The organism is uncultured Proteiniphilum sp., from assembly GCF_937873925.1.
Classification (GTDB): domain Bacteria; phylum Bacteroidota; class Bacteroidia; order Bacteroidales; family Dysgonomonadaceae; genus Proteiniphilum.
On record NZ_CALNAT010000127.1, the window covers coordinates 20857 to 27368 of the forward strand.

7 protein-coding genes are annotated in these 6512 nt (G+C 45.8%); 6 read left to right on the forward strand and 1 reads right to left on the reverse strand.

Annotation, left to right across the window (positions count from 1 at the left end):
* Positions 1–130 precede the first annotated feature (130 nt).
* The 6 genes from Q0502_RS08380 (at position 131) to Q0502_RS08405 (ending at position 4913) form a co-directional block, all read left to right on the forward strand.
* Entirely contained in the window at positions 131–646 is a 516-nt protein-coding gene (locus tag Q0502_RS08380; RefSeq protein ID WP_298649563.1) for a sigma-70 family RNA polymerase sigma factor, read from the forward strand.
* Entirely contained in the window at positions 643–1098 is a 456-nt protein-coding gene (locus tag Q0502_RS08385; RefSeq protein WP_298649565.1) for a hypothetical protein, read from the forward strand. The genes Q0502_RS08380 and Q0502_RS08385 overlap by 4 nt, the downstream gene beginning before the upstream one ends.
* A 32-nt stretch (positions 1099–1130) precedes the next feature.
* Positions 1131–1589 (forward strand): DUF6108 family protein, encoded by a 459-nt coding sequence (locus Q0502_RS08390; protein WP_298649567.1) that lies wholly within the window; start codon positions 1131–1133, stop codon positions 1587–1589.
* 119 nt (positions 1590–1708) lie between these two features.
* A complete protein-coding gene (locus tag Q0502_RS08395) occupies positions 1709–2623 on the forward strand; it encodes a hypothetical protein (RefSeq protein WP_298649568.1) in 915 nt (304 codons plus the stop codon).
* 381 nt (positions 2624–3004) lie between these two features.
* Positions 3005–3802: an MBL fold metallo-hydrolase gene (locus Q0502_RS08400; protein WP_298649571.1), complete on the forward strand. Its 798-nt coding sequence runs from the start codon at positions 3005–3007 to the stop codon at positions 3800–3802.
* 28 nt (positions 3803–3830) lie between these two features.
* On the forward strand, positions 3831–4913 hold the full coding sequence (locus Q0502_RS08405) for a prolyl oligopeptidase family serine peptidase (RefSeq protein ID WP_298649572.1): 1083 nt from the start codon (positions 3831–3833) through the stop codon (positions 4911–4913).
* Positions 4914–4970: 57 nt separating this feature from the next.
* Here the strand turns inward: Q0502_RS08405 and Q0502_RS08410 are convergent.
* Positions 4971–6512 (reverse strand): TonB-dependent receptor plug domain-containing protein (locus Q0502_RS08410; RefSeq protein ID WP_298649575.1); only part of this gene is annotated, 1542 nt, incomplete at its 5' end.

The window sequence follows — 6512 nt, forward strand, 5'->3', positions numbered from 1 at the left end:
GCCCTCCCTGGGGGAGGCAGGGGGATTCCATAACAATAAAAGGGAATACACCCTGTTCCCAGCCAATTTCAAAAAATTTTTCTGTTCCGATGATACGTTTTTATCCCTTTATTCGTCGGATTAAGTGAGTATGGACATTGTTGAATACAAAAGAATAGTCGTTGCACTGCGTCCTTCGTTACTCGCAGTCGCCCGCCGCATTACCGGAAATACCGAAGACGCGGAGGATGTGGTGCAGGATGTGTGCCTGAAGATCTGGCACTTCCGTGCCCGGTTCGATCCATATGAAAATATGGAGGCATACAGTACGACAATGGTTAAAAACCTGAGTATTGATAAGATCCGTTGCCGGAAACCATTCTCCGATGAAACGGAATTACTCGGAAATGCAACGGAAGAACAACTGCCCGACTCGTTGCTCGAAGAGAAAGAGGAACGCGACGCCATTCGCCGGATCATCGGGATGCTGCCGCCGTTGCAACAACGTATTCTGCAAATGAAAGATATCGAAGGGTATGAGACCGGCGAAATCACCGAAATCACGGGTATGGCGGCCGAAGCCGTACGCAACAACCTCTCCCGGGCACGCAAGCGAATGCGTGAATTGTATATAATGTATTACCGAAACAAACAAGCAACAAAATGACAACAGATATTCGCCGTTTATTAGACAATTATTTCGAAGGAAATACCTCTGCCGAAGAAGAAAAAACGCTGCGCCGCTATTTCGCGCAGGACGACCTGCCCGAAGATATGCAGGTAGTTGCTCCCATTTTTCGCTTTCTCGATGACGAATCGGCTGCAATGGCCGTATTGAATGAGATCCAACGCGAAAGCCCTATTACCACCCGCCGCAAACCTTTACTCCTGAGAAAATTGCGAACAATAGCCGCCGTGGCGGCCGCTCTGCTGATCGCCGTCGTATTGCTGACGCGCCCCGATAAGCCATTCCCGTCCCTGAACGGAAACTACGTTTGGGTAAACGGGAAACGAATTACTGATCCCGCCACAGTACGCAAGTACGCCGAATCGTCTTTCGGAAAAGTGCGATCCGAAAGCGATATAATAGAAGATCAACTCCGTTTTATCCTGGAATAAAAACAGTTCATTAAAATCAACATGATATCCCAATGAAGATAAAAAAAACATTTCCACGTCTGCTGATCCTTTTCCTGCTGCTGGCAGCTTCCGGTATAACGATGCAAGCGCAGGAAAACCTGAGGATCAATAGTATTTTCGAAAAATACGGCAAGCAAAAAGGCGCCACCATGGTAGTGCTTTCCGGCAAGGCGCTCCATAACTACCGGTTGGATAAATACCGCAGCATTACCGTACAATATGACAAACCCATTCTGGACGATATACAGCAATGCCTGGAAACGGATAAGAAACAGGCGCGCCAGATAAAAGAAGTCATCAGCAATGGGATCATTTCGTCGGGTTATTATCAGCTACCCGAAGAGGAAAACCATATTCACCGGTATATCCTGTTCAAAATCGGGGACGACGGAACAGCCACGCTCATCTATATGGAGGGCGGACAGGATTCGGAAGAACTGATCAACCGGCTATTTATCAAAAAAGAATAACGACCCGGACAGATCATCAAACAATCCGTAAACGGCATCACTTCAAACGGTACCGGGTCCGTTCTGAAGCAAACACGAACAAGAAATAAAAAAATAATATTATTAAACAGGATCAAACAATGAAGAAAATTACATCTATCATCGCTTTTTTGCTGCCCGCCCTGTATATGGCAGCTTCCCCGTTGCTTCCGGCCGATACTACGTTTCATTACAACAACCGTAAAGTGGTCATTTCCGAAAACGACAACGAACTGAATATCTCGGTTTACCATCGAAATGAACAGGGCGATACCGTGCAGAACCATAAGATCTACGAAGGCATTTTTACCGAAGAGAGGAGCATTGAACGGCGTTACGAAAACAGTTTTGAAATTTCCATCCCCGACATTTTCAAACCGAAGAAGGATCGCCGGGCAAGCCGTGCCCACTGGGCCGGTTTTGGTGTGGGATTCGCCAACTTGCCGGAAGGCTTTGATTCCGATGGCGAACTGGCTTCCGTGCTTAACCTCAATCGTTCGCTACAATACAACCTCAACCTTATCGAAAGCTCATGGCGTATGGGAAACAGCAATTTTACGGGGATCGTTGGAGCGGGAATTCAATTTAACGCCATTCACCTGCAAAGCAATAAAGCCATCGAAGTGGAGGATTACAGGACGGTTATTACCACTACCATCCCCGGCGACGAATACAGAAAATCGCGCTTGCACTACACCTATCTCACGTTCCCCTTTCTTATTGAAACCAACTGGAACATCGGCCGCGGTTCGCATTTTTTTATTAACGCCGGCGTGGTAGGCAAAGTAAAGACCGCCTCATCGTCGAAAATATGGTGGAACGACGAAAACGGGAAAAAGCAGAAAACAAAACTCCCCGGCGAGCTGAATATTCGTCCCGTGACACTGGATTTACTGGCTCAGGGAGGCGTCAATGATTTTGGTTTTTTTATTTCTTACACTCCGTTCGATCTTTTCAGGGATAATAAAGGGCCAAAAGCCAATCAGGCAACCCTTGGACTGCAACTTTACTTCTGACACGGAATAAAAATTCCCGATACAAGACAGAGCTTTTCACATGCCCCAAGGCTTCTCCGTAAACAAACCGGAACCGGATCTTTTAAGGACAGATCCGGTTCCGGTCTTCTTTTTCCAGCTTAGACAAAACCGGTTGACACCGGTATCTGTTTAATATCAGAGAGATAAAATCCGACATATTCAGCATAAAATACGACAAAAAGACGTAATTTTGCATACACATTAAAAGGTATGTTCAAGTTTCATACGATTATTTTATTCTTTACATTATGGTGCATGGAATTATTCGCGTTAAGTCAAAGGGGCAGAGCCAAGCTTGCTTGAGCTCTGCCACGACGAGCGAATATCGAATGTTAATGAACTCGCATTAAATATGAATTTATGAACGAAAGGTCTAAGTGCTCGTTTCATATCATTGAATCGGGATATTTTCTGGGTGACGGCGGGGTCATGTTCGGTCCCGTACCCAAAAAATATTGGTCGGCAAAATACAAGGTTGACGAAAAAAACATGTGTGTGATGGCGCTCCGGTGTCTCTTTATCGAGACGGACAAAAGGCGTATCCTCGTGGATGCGGGGCTGGGAGGCAAACACGATGCGCGGCTGAAATTTTTTCAACCCTTCGATCAGAAAGATATCGCCGGGGAGATCCGGAAAATCGGATATACGCCAGAAGAAGTGACCGATGTGATCCTTACCCATCTCCATTTCGATCACTGTGGCGCCTGCACCGTCTTGAACAGCAATAACGAAGTGGTTCCCACCTACCCCAATGCTACCTATCATGTAAGCCTCGCACAGTGGAAGAATTACCGGAACCCTTTGCTTTTCGAAAAGGGTTCCTTTTTTCCCGAAAACATTGAACCGGTATACGACGCGGGACAATTACAATTCGTCCTGGAAGATATGCAGCTCGACGAACAAATCCGGCTGGAACTGTATGACGGCCACACGCCGGGGCAGATCGTGGTGCTCTTGGATACGGAAGAAGGCAATTATGCCTTTCCCGGCGACGTAGTCCCCACTTCACTCAATCTCTCGCTAAGCTGGCTCTCGGCATATGATAACAGCGTTGCCGTCGCCATGGAAGAGAAAAAACGTTTTATGGACAAAGCAAAAAAGGACCGACGGACACTCATCTTTTATCACGATGCCTATACCGTTTCAGCCGGATTATGATATAAAAGCTCCACTAAACCCTACTCTTATGAAAAACAACATTCTCTTTATATCGTCTATTGTTGCCGTTCTCAATATTTCTTCTGCATTTTCACAGAAGGAAGATTCCCTGTTATTGCAATTGAAGTCGCTTGAACAAAAACTTTCGGATTACCAACACCGTTTCGATATATTAGAAAAACAGATCGATGACCTGATGTGGTTTCGCCGGCTGGAAGAGATAGCCCATATAGATAAGGTGCGACTCACAAGCACGCCCCGCTGGAAACCCAAAGACCCGGAAGACCGCTTCGCCGGCAACAAGCTCCAATTTTACAGCTATGTTTTTATCCCCAAGAATGCCAATCCCAAGAAAAAGCATCCCCTTATCGTGCTTCCGCACAGCGGAATACATGCCAATTTCTCCACTTATTATTACCATATCGTGCGCGAGCTTATTGTCCAGGGATATATAGTGGTGTCGGCCGAATACCGGGGCAGCACGGGTTACGGAAAATCGACCTACGAAAACATCGATTACGGCGGACGGGAAAACGACGATGTGCTGGAAAGCCGTAATTATATGATCGAGAACTATACTATTGTCGACTCATCACGGGTAGGCGTAATCGGATGGAGTCACGGCGGCATGATCGCACTGATGCAGATCCTCCGGCACGGCGACAAATACCAATGCGCATTCGCCGGGGTTCCAGTCAGCGATCTCGGGAACCGCCTGGCATCGCACGATGAGAGTTATACCGCTTATTTTACCACACCCTATCATATCGGCGAATCCATTAAAGAGGATCCCGAAGAATACGCCCGCCGTTCGCCTACGCACTACGCGCAAAATCTGGACAAGCCGTTGCTCATCTACACCAATACCAACGATAACGATGTGTATGTGGAAGAGGTGCAACTGATGATCGACACGCTCAAGAAGTACGGCAAAGAGTTCGAATACAAAATCTTTCAGGAAGCCTCCGGCGGCCACGGTTTCGACCGCATCGACAGCAAGGAAGCCACCGATATCCGTTTCACGGTACACAAATTTTTGGAACGCTACCTGAAACCGCCGCATCCGTTTGCATCGGAAAAGGAGATGCGCCGCGCGGCCTACGGGTTTTGACCGGGGCAATGCGAGTTCCCGCCTTCATTAAACAAAAAAGCATGCGTCAGTTCCTGTTTATTTCACCGTTACTTCTACAATACTTTTGTTTCGGGCAATTTTATATTTCTTGTGGAGATCGCTTTCAAAATCAAGGTCCTGAGATGCTACGGCCATTCCTTTCACATCTTTTGAATTGAGTTGTTGCAACTGTTCCAATGACGATTTTCTGCCATCGATAAATATCTCGGTATTGCTGAAATCGCCGAAAGGTACAACTTCTCCCGTTTTATAAGTAACGACTTTCAGAATAACTTTTTTATTTCTATCGTCAATCCCGACACGGCTTTGCAAATTCTCCTTTGTCATTATAGAGATAACTCCGTTTTTACCGTCTTCTCCATACCGGTCTGTCGCCGTTTTATCTTTCAATACGTTCAACGATTCGATATCTGCAGGGGATATGGAATTGACATCAAAATCTTTCGTCATTTTTTCTCCGTCGACAATGATCAGAGGGGGATTTTCGTGCAATAGATCCAAATATTGAGGACTATTCTCCTTTGTACTTATTATCAAGCCTTTTACATCACCCCGAATAGAATCCATTGACCCCGGACCAATAGCTATCACATTTTTGTTGCTGTTTTTCGTAGTTATAATAACCACCCCGTCTTTCGCGTCATCCCCATAAATATCGATAGCGGTCTTGTCTTTTAAAACCGAGATGGATTCGATATCATCCGGTTTAATTTTCTTAAATTCATCAGCAGTGATTCTCTTCTCATCCACAATCATTAATGGACGGCTCTTTCCATGATAACCTCTTATAACAATGTTGCCGTTTTCCTTGGAATCGATAGTCAATGCTGAATCTTCCGGAACAATTTTTGTTTTTCCTAAATCCAAAGGATCCGTATCTAAATCCACATTTCCTAAAACTGAGATCATAATGGAATCTCTTGTTTGTGGGGAAACAGCCGTTTCTTTTTCAATTGCTTCGTTACTTTTCTTTTCAGGAATACCCGCATTCAGTTTCGGCACCGAAAGCGCGATCATTGCCAGGAACAAGATGGGAAGCGCCATTGCGTAGTTCCATTTCATTCGCCTGTTGGTTTTGCTCTTCTTCATCATAGTAATTCGTTTTTGCAGGTCACGCTGACGGAAATTGTTTGCCAAAGCAAATTTATATTCGCCTACGCTTTTGCGGATTAATAAAAGTTGATATTGTCTCGTATCGATGCCGGAAAGAAGCACCTGCTGATCCGCCTGATACTCGTGAACCGATTGAATTTCGCGGCGCAGAAGCCACGAGAACGGGTTGAACCAGAACAAGCAGGAGAAAAGATCGAAAAAGATCATATCCCACGAATGCCGTAAATGTATATGTGCCTTTTCGTGGCGGATGATCGCCCGGTTGTCGGCCGACAGTTCTTTGTGCGAAAGAACAATGTACTTCATCCAACTGAACGGCGAGATATCCTTGTCGGTCACGCACAAGACAGTATTGTCGGCAAACGTTTGTCTTTCCGATTTCCGGATGATGGTGACGATTTGACCCAATCCGACCAGGTAGCGGATAAGCGCAAAAAGAAATCCTGCGGCGAATAAAACCATTAA

Bases quoted from the DNA above. Each gene is read 5' to 3' on its own strand.
- Q0502_RS08380 (WP_298649563.1), top strand. From the start codon at position 131: ATGGACATTGTTGAATACAAAAGAATAGTCGTTGCACTGCGTCCTTCG.
- Q0502_RS08385 (WP_298649565.1), top strand. From the start codon at position 643: ATGACAACAGATATTCGCCGTTTATTAGACAATTATTTCGAAGGAAAT.
- Q0502_RS08390 (WP_298649567.1), top strand. From the start codon at position 1,131: ATGAAGATAAAAAAAACATTTCCACGTCTGCTGATCCTTTTCCTGCTG.
- Q0502_RS08395 (WP_298649568.1), top strand. From the start codon at position 1,709: ATGAAGAAAATTACATCTATCATCGCTTTTTTGCTGCCCGCCCTGTAT.
- Q0502_RS08400 (WP_298649571.1), top strand. From the start codon at position 3,005: ATGAACGAAAGGTCTAAGTGCTCGTTTCATATCATTGAATCGGGATAT.
- Q0502_RS08405 (WP_298649572.1), top strand. From the start codon at position 3,831: ATGAAAAACAACATTCTCTTTATATCGTCTATTGTTGCCGTTCTCAAT.